12 protein-coding genes are annotated in these 16779 nt (G+C 72.3%); 4 read left to right on the forward strand and 8 right to left on the reverse strand.

Features of this window, described 5'->3' with window-relative positions; translation table 11 throughout:
* Positions 1–165: 165 nt before the first annotated feature.
* The 7 genes from sucD to ACZ4SA_RS16545 all read right to left on the reverse strand — a co-directional run bounded on the left by sucD (position 166) and on the right by ACZ4SA_RS16545 (position 9751).
* On the reverse strand, positions 166–1050 hold the full coding sequence (gene sucD, locus ACZ4SA_RS16515) for a succinate--CoA ligase subunit alpha (protein WP_356634793.1): 885 nt from the start codon (positions 1048–1050) through the stop codon (positions 166–168).
* Between the two features lie 21 nt (positions 1051–1071).
* Positions 1072–2253, reverse strand: a complete 1182-nt coding sequence (gene sucC, locus ACZ4SA_RS16520) for an ADP-forming succinate--CoA ligase subunit beta (protein ID WP_468274714.1) — start codon at positions 2251–2253, stop codon at positions 1072–1074.
* A gap of 340 nt (positions 2254–2593) precedes the next feature.
* On the reverse strand, positions 2594–3784 hold the full coding sequence (locus ACZ4SA_RS16525) for a hypothetical protein (RefSeq protein ID WP_468274717.1): 1191 nt from the start codon (positions 3782–3784) through the stop codon (positions 2594–2596).
* A gap of 116 nt (positions 3785–3900) precedes the next feature.
* Positions 3901–4896 (reverse strand): hypothetical protein, encoded by a 996-nt coding sequence (locus ACZ4SA_RS16530; protein ID WP_468274719.1) that lies wholly within the window; start codon positions 4894–4896, stop codon positions 3901–3903.
* A 102-nt stretch (positions 4897–4998) separates the two neighbouring features.
* A complete protein-coding gene (locus tag ACZ4SA_RS16535; protein ID WP_468274721.1) occupies positions 4999–6198 on the reverse strand; it encodes a vWA domain-containing protein in 1200 nt (399 codons plus the stop codon).
* On the reverse strand, positions 6195–8642 hold the full coding sequence (locus ACZ4SA_RS16540; RefSeq protein WP_468274724.1) for a DUF5682 family protein: 2448 nt from the start codon (positions 8640–8642) through the stop codon (positions 6195–6197). The genes ACZ4SA_RS16535 and ACZ4SA_RS16540 overlap by 4 nt, the downstream gene beginning before the upstream one ends.
* Positions 8639–9751: an ATP-binding protein gene (locus ACZ4SA_RS16545; protein WP_468274727.1), complete on the reverse strand. Its 1113-nt coding sequence runs from the start codon at positions 9749–9751 to the stop codon at positions 8639–8641. Before ACZ4SA_RS16545 ends, ACZ4SA_RS16540 begins: the two co-directional genes overlap by 4 nt.
* Before the next feature lie 128 nt (positions 9752–9879).
* Between ACZ4SA_RS16545 and ACZ4SA_RS16550 the strand changes: the two genes are divergently transcribed.
* Both ACZ4SA_RS16550 and ACZ4SA_RS16555 read left to right on the forward strand, forming a co-directional pair.
* A complete protein-coding gene (locus ACZ4SA_RS16550; protein ID WP_468274730.1) occupies positions 9880–11253 on the forward strand; it encodes an SWIM zinc finger family protein in 1374 nt (457 codons plus the stop codon).
* A gap of 16 nt (positions 11254–11269) precedes the next feature.
* Positions 11270–12931, forward strand: coding sequence for a DUF5691 domain-containing protein (locus ACZ4SA_RS16555; RefSeq protein ID WP_468274732.1), 1662 nt, complete (start codon positions 11270–11272; stop codon positions 12929–12931).
* A gap of 335 nt (positions 12932–13266) precedes the next feature.
* Here ACZ4SA_RS16555 and ACZ4SA_RS16560 read toward each other — a convergent pair whose 3' ends face one another.
* Positions 13267–13680, reverse strand: a complete 414-nt coding sequence (locus tag ACZ4SA_RS16560; RefSeq protein WP_468274735.1) for a cobalamin B12-binding domain-containing protein — start codon at positions 13678–13680, stop codon at positions 13267–13269.
* A 375-nt stretch (positions 13681–14055) separates the two neighbouring features.
* Here ACZ4SA_RS16560 and ACZ4SA_RS16565 point away from each other — a divergent pair, with 375 nt between their 5' ends.
* Positions 14056–14916 (forward strand): esterase/lipase family protein, encoded by an 861-nt coding sequence (locus ACZ4SA_RS16565; RefSeq protein ID WP_468274886.1) that lies wholly within the window; start codon positions 14056–14058, stop codon positions 14914–14916.
* Positions 14917–15149: 233 nt separating this feature from the next.
* Positions 15150–16730, forward strand: coding sequence for a M23 family metallopeptidase (locus ACZ4SA_RS16570; protein WP_468274737.1), 1581 nt, complete (start codon positions 15150–15152; stop codon positions 16728–16730).
* The last annotated feature ends 49 nt before the right edge of the window (positions 16731–16779 follow it).

A 16779-nucleotide genomic window follows, 5' to 3' on the forward strand; every position in this document is an offset into this window, starting at 1 on the left:
GCTGAACGACGGCAACAACGCCCGCGCCTAGCTCTACAACCCCCCCACCCCCCCCCCCCCTCCCCCTCCCCCCCCCCCCTCCCCCCCCTCCCCCCCCCTCCCCCCCCCCCCCCCCCCCCCCCCCCCCCCCACTACGCGTCCTGCGTAAGAAGCGGTCGGCGAGGATCAGCCGGCGAGAATCGCTCGCGCCAGCTTGGCCGTCTCGGTCGGCGTCTTGCCGACCTTGACGCCCGCGGCCTCGAGGGCCTCCTTCTTCGCCTGGGCGGTGCCCGAGGAGCCGGAGACGATGGCGCCGGCGTGGCCCATGGTCTTGCCCTCGGGCGCGGTGAAGCCCGCGACGTAACCGACGACCGGCTTGGTGACGTTGGCCTTGATGAAGTCGGCCGCACGCTCCTCGGCGTCGCCGCCGATCTCACCGATCATGACGATCAGGTCGGTGTCGGGGTCCGCCTCGAACGCCGCGAGGGCGTCGATGTGCGTCGTACCGATGACCGGGTCGCCACCGATGCCGACGGCGGAGGAGAAGCCGATGTCACGGAGCTCGTACATCATCTGGTAGGTCAGCGTGCCGGACTTGGACACGAGACCGATGCGGCCGGGCTTGGTGATGTCGCCCGGGATGATGCCGGCGTTGGACTGGCCCGGCGTGATGAGGCCGGGGCAGTTCGGGCCGATGATGCGGGTCTTGTTGCCCTTGGACTTGGCGTACGCCCAGAAGGCGGCGGAGTCGTGGACGGCGATGCCCTCGGTGATCACGACGGCCAGCGGGATCTCGGCGTCGATGGCCTCGACCACGGCGGCCTTGGCGAAGGCCGGCGGGACGAAGAGGACGGAGACGTTGGCGCCCGTCTTCTCCATCGCCTCGGCGACGGTGCCGAAGACCGGGACCTCGGTGCCGTCGAAGTCGACGGACGTGCCGGCCTTGCGCGGGTTCACGCCGCCGACGATGTTGGTGCCGTCACCCAGCATGAGCTTGGTGTGCTTCATGCCCGTGGCGCCGGTCATGCCCTGGACGATGACCTTGCTGTCCTTGTTCAGGAAGATAGCCATGGTTCTACGATCCCTCTTCCCTTACTTCGCAACAGCGGCGAGCTCGGCGGCCTTGTCGGCCGCTCCGTCCATGGTGTCCACACGCTGCACCAGCGGGTGGTTGGCGTCGGAGAGGATCTTGCGACCCAGCTCCGCGTTGTTGCCGTCGAGGCGGACGACCAGCGGCTTGGTGACCTCTTCGCCCCTCTCGGCGAGCAGGGCCAGGGCATGGACGATGCCGTTGGCGACCTCGTCGCAGGCGGTGATGCCGCCGAAGACGTTGACGAAGACCGACTTGACGTCCTCGTCACCGAGGATGATCTCGAGGCCGTTCGCCATCACCTGGGCGGACGCGCCGCCACCGATGTCGAGGAAGTTGGCGGGCTTCACGCCGCCGTGCGCCTCACCGGCGTAGGCGACGACGTCGAGGGTCGACATGACCAGACCCGCGCCGTTGCCGATGATGCCGACCTCGCCGTCGAGCTTGACGTAGTTGAGGTTCTTGGCCTTGGCGGCAGCCTCGAGCGGGTTGGCTGCGGCCTTGTCCTCGAGGGCCTCGTGCTCCGGCTGGCGGAAGTCGGCGTTCTCGTCGAGGGACACCTTGCCGTCGAGCGCGATGACGCGGCCGTCGGCGACCTTGGCCAGCGGGTTGACCTCGACGAGGAGCGCGTCCTCGGCGATGAAGGTCTTCCACAGGGTCACCAGGATGTCGGCGACCTGGTCGGCGACCTCGGCCGGGAACTTCGCCTGGGCGACGATCTCGGCGGCCTTCTCCTTGGTGACACCCTCGTTGGCGTCGACCGGGACCTTCGCGAGGGCCTCGGGCTTGGTGGCCGCGACCTCCTCGATGTCCATGCCGCCCTCGACGGAGGCCATGGCCAGGAAGGTGCGGTTGGTGCGGTCGAGGAGGTACGAGACGTAGTACTCCTCGGCGATCTCCGGAGCGGTCTCCGCGATCATCACCTTGTGGACCGTGTGGCCCTTGATGTCCATCCCGAGGATGTCCGTCGCGCGGGCGACGGCCTCGTCCGGGGTGGCGGCCAGCTTCACGCCGCCGGCCTTGCCGCGGCCGCCGACCTTCACCTGCGCCTTGACGACGGACTTGCCGCCCAGTCGCTCGGTCGCCTCGCGCGCCGCCTCAGGCGTGTCGATGACTTCACCGGCCAGCACCGGTACACCGTGCTTGGCGAAGAGATCCCTCGCCTGGTACTCGAACAGGTCCACGCGCGTCCGTCCCTTTTCTGATGATCGCGGTTCGTTGTCTGCGTGGGCAGTGCCGCGAAGGGCAACGTGACGAGCTCTGTCACAAGGAAGGCACACACGGTGTCCGTGGGCGCGGCATGTCCGCCTGGCAGGTTATCCCCGCCGGACGTGCGCCCCTAAATCGCAGATCACACCTGAGCGGTGATTACGGTCACAGAGCGCCTGCGGATGGTAGGGCGTACGGCCGGGGCGGAACGCCCCGGGCCCGGTGGGCGAGGCGCCCACAGGGACCGACCGGACGCCCCGCCCTTGCGCTCGACGCCTGATCAGCCACCTTGGCGGCGCCTGACCGGGCCGCTGCTCAGATGCCGTACGGGAGGTAGCTCGGGGTCACATCGGAGACGACGCCCTGCGCACCGGCGACGGCGTTGCCGGCGAGCGGAGCGGTGTCACTGGTGACGTTCGTCGCAATACCCTCCGCGAAAGGCCGGACCTCGGACACCACTCCGGCGGCGAACGGGTCCACCTGCCCCGCGACACCGGCCGCGAGCGGGCCCACCTCGGACACCACTCCGGCGGCGAAAGGGTCGACCTGGCCCGTCACCCCGTAGGCCAGGCCGGTTGCGGCCGTACCGACGCCATGGCCGACCGGCTGGACGTGCGCGACCACGGCGTCGACCACGGGCTGCACCTCGGCGACGACACCGGCCGCGAACGGCTGGACCTCGCCGACGACGCCACCTGCGAACGGCTGCACCTCGGAGACCACACCACGGGCGAACGGCTGCACCTGGTCCACGACACCGCCCGCGAACGGCTGCACCTCGGACACCACACCGCCCGCGAACGGCTGCACCTGACCGACGACACCGCCGGCGAACGGCTGCGCCTCGGAGACGACACCGTGCGCGAGGGCACCGGCGTCACCGACGGCCTGAGTCGCAACCGGCTGAACACCGGCGACGGCGGTGGCGACGACGGGCGGCAGGACGGCCGCGGAGGTCTCGTCCACGATCGGGCCGGAAGCGGCGACCGCGGAGTGTGCGCCGGCCTCGACCTGCGCCGGGGCCTGGTGCAGCTCGTGGGCGAACGCGGACAGCGGACCGAAGAGGTAGTCGATGTCGGCGTCGACGGACGGGGCCTCGACGGACGGGGCCCGGACGCGCGGGGCCTCGTACGAGGGGAGCTCGCCCTCGACGTACTGACGGGCCCGGTCCGTGACCTCGGACGTCACGTCGACCTCGGACGTCACGTCGACCTCGGACGTCACGTCGGACACGACGTCCGGAGCGCCGCCGGAGGGCAGCCGGTTCTCCAGTTCATCGCCGGCGACGAGCTTGTCGGCGACCCTGCCGACGACCTTGTCCCCGGCGGACGCGGCGTCGGCGACGGCGGGCACCTCGACGGCGTCGGCCGCCTCTGCCGCCTGGTCCGGCATGGACAGCGGCAGGGAGACGGGCGACTCGTCGGCGGAGGCCGCGGCGGTGCCGAGGGCCCACACACCGGTGGCCGTGGCAGCGACGGCAATGGAACGACGGATGTTCTTGTGCATGCTTGGCGGTTCCTTCGAATTCGTTCGGCGGTCCGGAGGGGAAGAAGGGCTCCGGATTGGCGGGCAGACCTGCCCACCCCCGCGTGGCAGGTCCTGAGGCGGGGGGAAGGCCTGCCCTAGCCGGGGAATTCGAGAACGTCGCGCGGCCTGTCGCGCGTCGGCGGCTCCGCCGCCGGGCACACGGGACCGGACGCGAAAGCGTCGGGCGATCCGTGTGCGAGTGTCGCCGCCTGCTGGTCGCCCGTACGGGGCGAGTGGGTCTCGCCCGAGTGCGGGACGACGCCCTGCAGGGAGCGGCACGGGGCGAACGGCTCCGGAGCGGGAGCGCGCGCCGGTGCCTGTACCGACTCGAGCCGCGAACCACCGACACGGCCGTCCTGCTCGCTGCCCGGGTGAGCGCCGGGCCAACCGGCTGCGGCACCGAAGTGGCCCGTTGCCGCCTGGCTCGTACCGCCGGCGGCGGATTCAGGGACGGCTGGTGCGGCACTGTACGCGGCGTCTTCCGCCGCGGGCCGCGTCACCGTCGGCTCGTCCGGAACGGCGCCGACTCCGCCGGGTCCCGGCAGCTCCCCGCCGGGAAGCGGGGCGGTGAAGACGCCCAGCAGGAAACCGGCGAGCTGCCGCGCCTTGTCGGTGACCGGAAGGGTCATCTCGCGGAGCGAGTCCCTGGCCTGTACGGCACCGGTCGTCTCGACGAACCGTTCGGACTCGGCGGCAGCGCGCCGCAGTTCACGGGCGACCGGCCGCTCGGCGAACTGCGGGGCCGCATGCTGCCGGTCGGCGGGAGACTCAGGGGCGGTGGACACAGCAGGATCCGCGGACGAATCCGCTGCCGTGTCCGTCGCACCCGTCGTGGCACCGGCGGCGGCGTCACGCCGGGGCGTCGACGAGGCGTCGGCGACGCCCCGCGACGGGACTTCGGCACTGACCTTCGCGGTCGCGCCGGCCGTCGACTCGGACGGCGATTCGGCCGCGTGCGCCGGGGCGCCGAGGAGAAGACCCAGCGTCAGCAATCCGCCGAGGAAGAGCAGCACGTGCAGCACCCGTGGCCCGGGCGCCGTCCGGCGCAGCGCGCTCAGGACGGCAGCGGGACGAAGCGCTGCGGCAGCCACAGTGGAGAAGCTCTCTTTCGGTCGATGCGGGACGATGCTCGCACGAGTCTCCCGGGGCGGCGCAAGTTTCGGGTTACCGATGGGTCACCATGTCACGGCCTGTTACTGATGGACCGCCAAGTCCGATATGGCCACATCCGGTATCGGCAGAGGCCGCTTCTCGAGGGCCGCCGCCATGACGTCGGGGAAGAGGTCGGGCGTACAGGCGAACGCCGGTGCTCCCAGCGTCGCGAGGGCGGCCGCGTGCTCACGGTCGTACGCCGGGGCGCCCTCGTCGGAGAGAGCGAGCAGAGTGACGAACTGCACGCCGGACGCCTTCATCGCCGCGACCCGCTTGAGCATCTCGTCGCGGATGCCGCCCTCGTACAGATCGCTGATCAGCACGACGACCGTGTCCGCGGGCCGGCTGATCTGCGACTGGCAGTACGCCAGCGCCCTGTTGATGTCGGTTCCGCCCCCGAGCTGGGTGCCGAAGAGGACGTCGACGGGGTCGTCGAGCTGGTCGGTCAGGTCGACGACCGCGGTGTCGAAGACCACGAGCCGAGTGGCGATGGAACGCATCGACGCCAGGACGGCGCCGAACACCGACGCGTATACGACAGAGGCGGCCATCGAGCCCGACTGGTCGATGCAGAGCACGACCTCCTTCTTCACCGCCTGCGACGCCCGTCCGTATCCGACGAGCCGCTCGGGGACGACGGTGAAGACGCCGTCCTTTCCGGGAACGGGCAGGTAGTTCTTGAGGTTCGCCCGGATCGTGCGATCCCAGTCGATGTCCCGGTGGCGGGGCCTGCTGATCTTCGCCGAGCGGTCGAGTGCCCCGGTCAGCGTAGAGCGGGTGCGGGTGGCGAGCCTCTTCTCCAGGTCGTCGACGACCTTGCGCACGACCGCCCGTGCCGTCTCCTTCGTCGTCTCCGGCATCGCCTTGTTGAGCGAGAGCAGGGTGCCGACGAGGTGGACGTCCGCCTCCACGGCCTCCAGCATCTCGGGCTCCAGCAGCAGCGCGGAGAGCCCGAGCCGCTCCATCGCGTCGCGCTGCATGACCTGCACGACGGAACTGGGGAAATACGTGCGGATGTCACCCAGCCAGCGGGCGACGGACGGGGCGGACGCCCCGAGCCCCGCCGATCTGCCTCCACCGCGGTTTCCCGCGCCGGAGCGGGAGCCGTAGAGCGACGTGAGCGCGCCGTCCATCGCCTCATCGGCGCCGGAGAGCGCGCAGTCGGTGCCATCGGCATCCGGTTCGCCGCCCAGTACCAGCCGCCATCTCCGCAGCCTTTCGTCACTGGAGCTCTGCGTCATCGGGGCACCCCCGTCAGGTCGTTGTCGTCGATGCCGAGCAGCAGCTGCAGCACCGGAAGGACCGCGTCGGCGCGCGCGGTGTCGAGACCGGGCCCGAAGCCGGGGACCGCGGTGTCGGTCGGGGCCGCCCCGCCGCCCGCGCCGGGGCCGCGGCGGACGAGCTCGCCCAGCGTGCGGCGGACCCCCGGCTCGTAGGCCGAGAAGGTGCGGCGCAGCAGCGGCAGCACATCGGTGAACGCCTCCGCCGGAACCGATGTCAGCCAGGAGTCGACCAGCTCAAGCAGGCGCTCGTCGTGAACCAGCAGCAGTCCACCGCCGGACGCGCCGCCGACGAAGCCCTCGATCCAGGCAGCCGCGTCCGACGGCTCCGTGCCCCGGGAGAGGGCGAGCGCCATCAGCCGCGCGGCCTCCTCCTCCCCGAGCAGGCCCTCGTCCAGCAGCAGCCGTGCCGCCCGGCCGCGAATCGCTCCCGGGACGGTGTCGCGGCCGGCGAGCTTGCGCAACACGGATCTCCAGCGCTCGGGCACGCCTTCGGCGTCCGGCAGCAGCCCGATGGCGCTGTGCACGTTGTCGAGATGACCGCGCATCTCCGCCGCGCCGTCCGCGTCGAGTCCGATGCAGGCGGGCGGCAGGCCGACGCAGATCCGCTCGGCGAGCCCGCCGGCGACCTCTGCGAGCGCGGCCATGTCCGTGCCCCGCACATCGCCGTACCGCAGCGAACGGGCCAGCGCCGGGAGGGCCTGGGCCAGGTGGCTCACATCGGCGTCGAGGGCCGCACGGTCGGCCAGGGACCTCATGACGACCGGGAGCGCCTCGGGCAGTTCGGCCAGGAGGCACTGCTCGGCGAGCGCCGTCACCTGCCCCAGGGCGGTGGCGGAGACGGCCTGTGACTGCGCCTTCGCGGTGGCGGCCGAGAGCACCGTGGTGCCCCAGACGCCCGCCTCCGCGACCTTCACGGACAGCTCGGGCTCCCAGCGCAGCCGCCAGCTCTCCCGGAACGTGCCGGTGCTCCCCCGCCCGTCGACGGGCTCGCCCCAGCCGACGGCGAGCAGCCGCAGCCGGTGCAGCAGTCTGCTCTTGGCGGCGTCGGTCTCCTTGCGCAGGTCGAGCTCAAGATCGCGCTCGAGCGCCTCCGGCTTGAGCCGCAGGCTGCGCTGCTGCCGGGTCAGGTCCCGCTGCAGCGGCACCGCGGGCGCCGCGTCGGGCACCTCGCCGAGGACGTCCCCGATGACGAGACGGTCCCGCACCAGGCCGAGCGGCACGTCGGAGCCGTCGCACATCACGGCCCGAATGGCGTCGACGGTCTCGGTCAGCCCGGCCAGCGGCCGTCCGCGCATGACCGCCAGGGTCCCGGCGAGCCGGACGGCTTCGATGACATGGGCGGACGACACCATCCGGTCCTCGTCCCGGAACAGGCCCGCGACCTTGGTCATCCAGCGCTCGACGGGCCGGTCGGGCGCACCGAAGAGATGCGCGTACCAGCCGGGCGAGTCGATGCCGGCGCCGTATCCGGAGCGGCGGGCCAGCCGTCGGTGGGTCCAGGGCACCCAGGTCATCTCGGTCTTGACCTTGGGCAGTCCCTTCAGGAGCGCCTTGTCGGCGGCGACGGTCGTCCGCGCCTCGAGCGCCGGCACGTGCCACGCACCGCAGACGACGGCGACGCCGTCGCCGAACTCCTTCACGGCGGCGCGCAGTCGGAGCCGCATGTGTGCCTCACGGACGAGATCCCGGTCGTGCCCGCCGTGCCCGTACGTCTCCCGGAGCGCCGCCATGGCCTCCCTCAGTGCGAGGAACGGCGCGAACGGATCGGGCTCGACAGCCCGCCCGGCAGGGGTGGGGCTCCCCAAGGCGCCGGCGCCGCCCGGCTGGGGCCGACCGCCCACGGCGGCCGTCGGGCCGCCCGGGACCCCCGCCGGCGTGCCGTCGGAAGTCGCCACGCGCAGGGGCTGCGGCAGGGCCGCGGGGATCGGTGCCGCACAGCTGCCGCGCAGTTCGACGACGTCCTCCCACCACCGCTCGGGGTCGTCGTGTCCGGCGGTCTGCGCGAGCACGGCGAGCGGATCGATCCGCACGTCGCGCGCCCCGTCGTCGGCGCCCTCCGGCTCGGGCTCCGTCTCCTCGGTGAGCGCCAGGGAATGAGCCGCGGGCAGGTCGATGAAGCGCACCGCGGCGCCATGGCCCAGCGCCCAGCGGATGGCGACCCACTCGGGGGAGAACTCGGCCAGCGGCCAGAACGCCGCCCTGCCCGGGTCGTCCACCGCGTGAGCGAGGAGCGCGACCGGCGGGCGCATCTGCTCGTCGGCGGCCAGCGCCAGCAGGGCGTCGCCCTCCGGCGGCCCCTCGATCAGTACGGCCGCGGGCCGGGCCGCCTCCAGCGCTGCCCGCACAGCCCGTGCCGAGCCCGGCCCGTGGTGGCGGACACCGAGCAGGAGCGGGCTCCTCATGCGCTCACCTCACGGCACGCGCGGTAGAAGTCCTTCCAGCCCTCCCGCTCACGCACGACCGTCTCCAGGTACTCCTGCCAGACGACACGGTCCGCCGCCGGATCGCGCACGACCGCGCCGAGGATGCCCGCCGCCACGTCTCCCGGCCGCAGTACGCCGTCGCCGAAGTGCGCGGCGAGCGCCAGCCCGTTGGTCACGACGGAGATCGCCTCGGCCGTCGACAGCGTCCCGGACGGCGACTTGATCTTTGTCCTGCCGTCGGTGGACACCCCGTCGCGCAGCTCGCGGAAGACGGTGACGACCCGGCGGATCTCCTGCAGGCCCTCCGGCACGGCAGGCAGGTCGAGCGAGCGCCCGAGCTGGTCGACGCGCCGCGACACGATGTCGACCTCTGCCTCCGGCGTCGCGGGCAGCGGCAGCACCACGGTGTTGAAGCGTCGGCGCAGCGCGCTGGAGAGGTCATTGACCCCGCGGTCGCGGTCGTTGGCGGTGGCGATGAGGTTGAAGCCGCGGACCGCCTGCACCTCCTGCCCCAACTCCGGTATCGGCAGGGTCTTCTCGGACAGGATCGTGATGAGCGTGTCCTGCACGTCGGCCGGGATGCGGGTCAGCTCCTCGACTCGTGCCGTCATGCCCTCGGACATGGCGCGCATGACGGGGCTCGGCACCAAAGCGTCCCTGCTGGGGCCGTGTGCCAGCAGCTGGGCGTAGTTCCAGCCGTAGCGGACGGCCTCCTCAGGCGTGCCGGCGGTGCCTTGCACGAGCAGGGTGGAGTCGCCGCTGACGGCCGCGGCCAGATGCTCGGAGACCCAGGTCTTCGCGGTGCCCGGGACGCCCAGGAGCAGCAGCGCACGGTCGGTGGCCAGCGTGGTGACGGCGACCTCGACGATGCGGCGTGGGCCTACGTACTTCGGCGAGATGACCGTCCCGTCGGAGAGAGTGCCGCCGAGCAGGTAGGTGGCGACGGCCCACGGAGACATCCGCCAGTTGACGGGCCGCGGCCGGTCGTCGACCGCGGCCAGCGCCGTGAGTTCGTCCGCGAACGCGTCCTCCGCGTGCGGCCGCAGGGCCTCGGTTTGTGTGGTCGCGCCGGTTTCGGACACGGTCATGGATCCCCCTCCAGATCGTTCGACCCGATGTGGGATCCACCGTGCACCATGCCACTGACAACCGGTCGTGGCGGCGACATGACCGCAGGTCAGGGGGATTGTCAGTGGGGGGCCGTAGCGTCGTCCCCATGCTGCGAACAAACGGGGGAGGGCACCCGCACACCCCGGAGACGGGGGTGCGCTGGGCGCCGGAGCAGGTGTACGCACTGGCTCCTGACGAGGCATCACGCAGAGCGGGCGGCAAACTGGCCGTCGCGGGCCCGTGGTCGGGCGCGGGCTGCGACGGCTCGGGAGCCGTGTGGGGGCTGTGCAAGGGCAGCGGCAGCAAGCCCTACCAGACCGTCGTCGACACCGCGGGTCCTGCATACAAGTGCAGTTGCCCGAGCCGGAAGTTCCCGTGCAAGCACGCCCTGGGACTGCTGTCGCTCTGGGCAGCGGACGAGCAGACCGTGCGGGAATCCGCCGTCCCCGACTGGGCGGAGGAGTGGCTGGCCGCGCGCCGAAGGCGCACGGAGGAGCAGGGCCGTACCGGTTCGGGGGCCGCCTCGAGAAGCGCCGACCCGGAGGCGGCGAAGCGGCGCGCCGAGCGCCGGGCCGAGCGGATCACCGCCGGCGCGACGGAACTGGAGCAGCGACTGGCCGACCTGCTGCGCGGCGGCCTCGCGGCGGCGGAGCAGACCGGTTACGGACTGTGGGAGGAGACCGCGGCCCGCATGATCGACGCACAGGCTCCCGGACTTGCCGCGCGTATCCGCGAGTTGGGGGCGGTCCCCGGATCCGGCGCCGGCTGGCCGGTCCGGCTGCTGGAGGAATGTGCCCTGATCCATCTGCTCGACGTCGCGTGGCTGGGGCGCGAGCGGCTTCCGGAGCCGCTGGCCGCCACCGTCCGAACAAGGATCGGGCTCACCCCGCCGGCGGGCGGCCCGGCCGTCCGGGACCGATGGATGGTCCTCGCCCAGTACGACACCTCCGACGGCAAGCTCACGACGCGCCGCGTCTGGCTGCACGGACGGGAGTCGCAGCAGGCCGCGCTTCTGCTGTCCTTCGGCGCTGCGGGCCGCTCTCCGCAACTGGCCCTGCCCGCAGGGATGATGATGGATGCCGAAGTCACCGCGCACGCAGGCGGCCGGCCGAGGGCGGAGCTGGGCGCGCAGTTCACCCCGCCCGTCGCCATCGACGCCCCGCCGGCGGGCGGACCGTGCGACTCGGCCGTCGAGGCGTACGGGCAGGCACTGCGTGACGACCCCTGGCTGGAGTCCTGGCCCGTCACGCTCACCCGCGTCATACCCGTACCGGACGCCGACGGATGGCGGCTCGCCGACGCGGACGGCGGCGGCGCGCTGCCCGTCGCCGCCGCGGCGCTCGCCCGCGCAGGACTGTGGAAGCTCGTGTCCCTCGCCGGCGGCCGGCCCGTCACCGTCTTCGGCGAGTTCGGCCACCAGGGCTTCACGCCGTTGACGGCCTGGCCCGAGGACATGTCCGAGACGGTCCCGCTGATCTGAACGTCGGGAGACCCCAATGACCAGCACCGCCGCAACAACCACAGCCGGCGCCGCAGGCACCGCCGACTCGTCACCGTGGGAAGAGCTCGTCACGTCGGCTCTGCTCGGCACCGACCGCCGCACACCGCCGGCCGGCCTCACGCCCGTCGGCAAGGACGCTCCGATCGCGCTGCTCGACGCTGCCGCGCTGCACACAGTGCGGCGCAGGGCAGGGTTGCGGCCGGGCTCCGCGCCGGTCGGGGGCACGGAGCCGGCGCCGCCCGACCCGCGCCGTACACTGCCCGCATCCGCCCGGCGACGGCTCGCCCAGCTGCTGGCCGACCGGTCCGGCCCGTCGGGCACCGGAGGCAGGCGCGGCACGGCCCCGGACCTCACCGAGCTGCTCCCCCAATGGCTCGCCGCCGCCAACGAGCACGGCTACCAGGCACCGGCCTCCCTGCTTCCCGCGCTGCTGGACGCGGCACGGGCACGAACCGACCTGCGGCCTCACGCACTGGCGTTCGCCGGGCCGCGCGGCCTGTGGCTCGCACGGCTCAACCCCGAGTGGAAGTTCGCCCTGCGCGGCGGATCGGCGGGGTCCGCACTGCCCGACACGGGCGACCCGGAAGCAGTGAGGAGGCTGTGGGACGAGGGCCTGTTCGCGGAGCGGGTCGCTCTTCTCGCCGGCGTACGGGCGGATGACGCGGCCGCCGCGCTGACGCTGCTCGGCACGACATGGGCCACTGAGCGGGCGGAGGACCGGCTGATGTTCCTCGACTCGCTGCGGGCCGGTCTGTCCCCGGCGGACGAGCCGTTTCTCGAACAGGCTCTGGCCGACCGCAGCCGCAACGTCCGGGCCACGGCAGCTGAACTGCTCTCCGCGCTGCCGCAGTCCGCGCTCGCCGGGCGCATGGCCGCACGCGCCGCGTCCTGCGTCGCCCTCGGCCGCAGCGGCGACGCGGGAGCGGTGATCACCGTGGAGGCGCCCCACGAATGCGACGCGGACATGCAGCGGGACGGCGTCGTCCCCAACCCGCCGTCGGGGCGGGGCGAGCGGTCCTGGTGGCTGGGCCAGCTGGTGGAGGCCGCACCACTGTCCGTCTGGTCCGGCCGGCTCGGCGGGCGAACGGCCGACGAGATCGTCGCGTTGCCGGTGTCCGACGACTGGGCGGACGAACTGCACGCCGCGTGGTGCCGGGCGGCCGTGCGCCAAGGTGACGCCGACTGGTCCCGTGCCCTGCTCGGCGCGCCTGCCGCTCCGCCGTCGACAGGGCCGGGCACGACATCGCTGGCCGAGCGGTCGAAGCTCCTCGCGACACTGCCGGATGGCGAACGGGCGGTGTGGGTGGCCGACTTCATAGCCGCGCACGGCCTGTCGGAGGCGTTCCAGCTGCTCGGCGTGTGCGCGGTTCCCTGGGCCGAGCCGCTGGGCCGGGCCGTGGTGGACGCGCTCGACATCGCCCGGGACGCGGGCAGTTATCCGTGGAGCTTCAGCGGCGTGATGGGCCTCGCGGAACGCTGCCTGGCCCCTGACGAGGCCGGCCGGCTGGAGGTCCTCACGGCGACGCCCGACGAACAGGAGGACGCATCACCGGGCGCGGGCGGCTACTGGTCGGAGGCGTTCCAGCGCCTGGTCTCCACGCTGCGCCTCCGCGCCACCATCCACACGGAACTCACCCCACCCCCCGCCCCCGCCTGACCTGGGACGTAGCCCCGAGGTGCAGCTGCCCGCCGCCCCGGCGGCGGTCGCCCGGAGGACGAGGCTTCCCGGGCGCGGACGCGTAGCTGCCGCAATCAGCGGCGCGCGACGCCCCCCGCGCTCGGCGTGGGTGCCGCATTCAGGGCGCCCGACCGGAGGACGAGCACTCCGGGCCCGGCCGGTGGTCGCCCGGAGGACGAGGCTTCCCGGGCGCGGTGCGTAGCTGCCGCTCCGGGTGCGGGGGCGGCAGCTACGCTCGCGTCGCACCGCAGCAGGGCGTCCAAGAGCGGCACCCCGGTCACGGGAAGGGGGCCGGGCAGGCCGGGAAACGAGGCCTACGCCTCCGCCGGCGCGCGGACGTTCGCGTTCACCCAGTCCACGATCGACGCCGTCGTCGCGCCCGGCGTGAAGATCTCCGCCACGCCCTTCTCCTTCAGCGGCGCGATGTCCCCCTCAGGGATGATCCCGCCGCCGAAGACCTTGATGTCCTCCGCCTCGCGCTCCTTCAGGAGCTCGATGACCTTCGCGAAGAGAGTGTTGTGCGCGCCGGAGAGGATCGAGAGGCCGATCGCGTCGGCGTCCTCCTGGATCGCCGTGTCGACGATCTGCTCGGGCGTCTGGTGGAGCCCGGTGTAGATGACCTCCATACCCGCGTCGCGCAGCGCCCGCGCGATCACCTTGGCGCCACGGTCGTGGCCGTCGAGACCCGGCTTGGCCACCACCACGCGGATCGGACCAGTCACACCCATCACTGCCTCCTACGTCCCCGCGGCCCGTATCGGGGCGCGGAGAGTGAACGAACGTTATCTCCAGCATCCCGCAAGCCGCCGTTTCGCGGTGCACCGGGAGGGGGAAATCACACGTGGGACATTTTCGCTGAGCGTCGTACCGGCTTCAGGCATCGCGCACGCCCCCCGCGCGCGCCCCGCAGGCACGGTCGCACGGGGAGCCGCCGCAGGTCCACTACAGGTCGTCGTACCACCGTGCCGACAGCCGCACGGCACGGTGGTGCGGCACCGACGGCGCGGAGACCGCCGCGCCGGACTCATCACGCGCGCTTCCCATGAGGGCACGCGGGGCAGAGCCGCCCCCGCCGTGCCGTTCGGGAGGTCGTCGTGAAGGCCCTGACTCTTCCTTTTCCACTTCCTCTGCGAATTCCACTTCCTCTTCCTCTGCGAACGCTTCCGCCTCTTCCGCGCGTGCGATGCCCGCGGCTTCCGGCCGCGCTTCTGCGGGCGACCGCCCTGGAGCTGGCGATCCTCGCCGGGCATCTGCTGCTGTATCCGACCGGCCTCACTCCCGAGCGCCGCCGCCCTGTCCCTGCCGTACCCAGCCTGCCGAGGACCCGGGCCGACGTGCCCACCGTCCTGCTGCACGGCTTCGTCGACAACCGCTCCGTGTTCGTCCTGCTCCGCCGTGCACTCTCCCGGCAGGGCCCGCACCATGTCGAGTGCCTCAACTACTCGCCCCTCACCTGCGACATCCGCGCGGCCGCGGACTTGCTGGGCCGCCATTTGGAGGAGATCTGCGAGCGGACCGGCAGCCCCGAGGTCGACATCGTCGGCCACAGCCTCGGCGGCCTCATCGCCCGCTACTACGTGCAGCGCCTCGGGGGCGACCGGCGGGTGCGGACCCTGGTCACTCTCGGCACCCCGCACTCGGGCACCACCGTCGCCCCGCTCGCGAGCGCGCACCCGATCGTCCGCCAGATGCGCCCGGGCTCGTCGGTGATCGAGGAGCTGCGTCTGCCCGCTCCCGACTGCCGTACCCGGTTCGTCAGTTTCTGGAGCGATCTGGACCGGATCATGATGCCGGTCGAGACGGCCCGCATCGACCATCCCGACCTTCTTGCACAGAATGTGCAAGTGAGCGGAATTGGCCATCTGGCGCTGCCCGTTCATCCCGCGGTCGCCGACGGCGTCCGGGAGGTCCTCGAGTCGGGCGTGTCGGAGGCCGGCTCCACCGGCACCGCCTCCGTCGCCTGACGTGACCAAACGGCACCGATTCATCGAACACTTCTCGAACGTAGGGCCAAAGCTCCGCCCGCGGACCGCCGAAACGCGACTGAATGCCCGTTTCCTGATTGCGTAGATCCCGCCGAAGATTGTCGCCGTCGCGTACCGCCGGGTACAGTCGCGCCACTGCTTCCCCCTGGGACCCCCCACGCAAACCGGTGGCCCCAGAGACAGGTCCTGCTGCCGAGGCGAGAGAGAAGTTGGTGAACGACCAGCACGCCCACGCCGGCTACGTCGGCTACGCCACCGGCAGCTTCGACTCCGACCCGCTCTTCGGTGCCCTTCCGGACAGTTACGAAGCGGGCCACAGCGGCCAGTACGACTCGTCCCAGTGGGACTCCGGCTCTCACCAGGCCACCGGCTACGACGCCTACGCGACGGCCGAGCAGGCCCAACAGCCGCAGTACGACCAGCAGTACGCCCAGTACGACACGACCGGGCAGTGGGACGCGAGCGCCTGGAACGAGGCGGGTGGAACCGGCCAGTACGAGACGGCCGCCGCCACGTTCGCCTACGGCACGACCGGCCAGTGGACACCCGGCACCTTCGAGACCGGCGCCTACGACGCCACCGCGTGGAACTCCGCGTCGGCCACGCCTGAGGGACTCGTACCCCAACAGTTCACTCCGCAGCAGGAGTTCGTCCAGCCCGCCGAGCAGCACACGTACGACGCATACGGCACGTACGAGACGAACGCTGCGTACGAGACGGGCAGCTCCTACGAGACGAACGACGCGTACGAGCCGAACGATTCGTACGAAACGGGCGATACGCACCCGACGAGCGACGCGTACGAGACGAACGACGCGTACGAGATGAACGACGCGTACGAGACGGCCTACCCCTTCGGGGCCGAGCCGGACACCGCCGCCCCGACGGACATCGAGCCCGGGCGCGAGGCCGACCACGAGGCGCAGTCCGCGGCCGATCTCCTCACCGTCGAGAGCGGCGACGAGCCGGAACACGACGCGCTGACACAGACCATGACCGCCGTGCCGGTCGCCCCCGTCACCCCCCGCCCGGTCCGCCGCAGCGGCGGAAGCCGCGGCCGCCGCCGTACGCCGGCCAAGCGCTCGGCGCTCCTGACCGTCGTCGTGCCCTCGGCCTGCGTGATGGGCGTCGCCGGCGTCGCCGCCGCGTCCGTCGGTGGTCTCGGCGGCGGCGAGACGAAGGACGAGAAGAGCACCGTCACGGCGGCCGACCCGGGTTCCGTCGAGCCGGCCGCCGCGAACAACGCCATGGACACCCAGCTTGCCGCGCTCAGCGCCGACGCACGTGACTTCGGCGACCGCGCCTCCCGCACGCAGGAGCGCCTCGACCTCAAGGCGCGCCAGGCGGCGGAGAAGAAGAAGCGCGAGGAGGAGGCCGCTCGCCGTGAGGCGCTGCGCCCCAAGTTCGTGATGCCGGTGAAGCAGGACGGGCTCAGCGCGTACTACGGCCAGTCCGGTGTCAACTGGATGTCCCTGCACACCGGTATCGACTTCCCCGTCCAGTACGGCACCGAGGTCATGGCCGCGACGGACGGCACCGTCCGCACACAGTGGAACAGCGCCTACGGCAACATGGCCATCGTCACCGCTGCCGACGGCACCGAGACCTGGTACTGCCACCTCAGCAGCACCAAGATCCGCAGCGGCTCGGTGAAGGCCGGCGACGTCATCGCATACTCGGGCAACTCCGGCAACTCCACCGGCCCGCACCTGCACTTCGAGGTCCGGCCCGGCGGCGGCGCGGCCATCGACCCGCTGCCGTGGCTCCGCAGCCACGGCATAGAACCGACGTAGGCGCCGTCCCCAGCACCACGTGACCGACAGAGCCGGGCCCCCGCGGGAA

This window comes from Streptomyces sp. NPDC027962, assembly GCF_055566095.1.

Coding starts and splice junctions, on each gene's coding strand:
- sucD (WP_356634793.1), bottom strand. CDS start 1,050: ATGGCTATCTTCCTGAACAAGGACAGCAAGGTCATCGTCCAGGGCATG.
- ACZ4SA_RS16555 (WP_468274732.1), top strand. CDS start 11,270: ATGACCAGCACCGCCGCAACAACCACAGCCGGCGCCGCAGGCACCGCC.
- ACZ4SA_RS16560 (WP_468274735.1), bottom strand. CDS start 13,680: ATGGGTGTGACTGGTCCGATCCGCGTGGTGGTGGCCAAGCCGGGTCTC.
- ACZ4SA_RS16550 (WP_468274730.1), top strand. CDS start 9,880: ATGCTGCGAACAAACGGGGGAGGGCACCCGCACACCCCGGAGACGGGG.
- ACZ4SA_RS16535 (WP_468274721.1), bottom strand. CDS start 6,198: ATGACGCAGAGCTCCAGTGACGAAAGGCTGCGGAGATGGCGGCTGGTA.
- ACZ4SA_RS16540 (WP_468274724.1), bottom strand. CDS start 8,642: ATGAGGAGCCCGCTCCTGCTCGGTGTCCGCCACCACGGGCCGGGCTCG.
- ACZ4SA_RS16545 (WP_468274727.1), bottom strand. CDS start 9,751: ATGACCGTGTCCGAAACCGGCGCGACCACACAAACCGAGGCCCTGCGG.
- ACZ4SA_RS16525 (WP_468274717.1), bottom strand. CDS start 3,784: ATGCACAAGAACATCCGTCGTTCCATTGCCGTCGCTGCCACGGCCACC.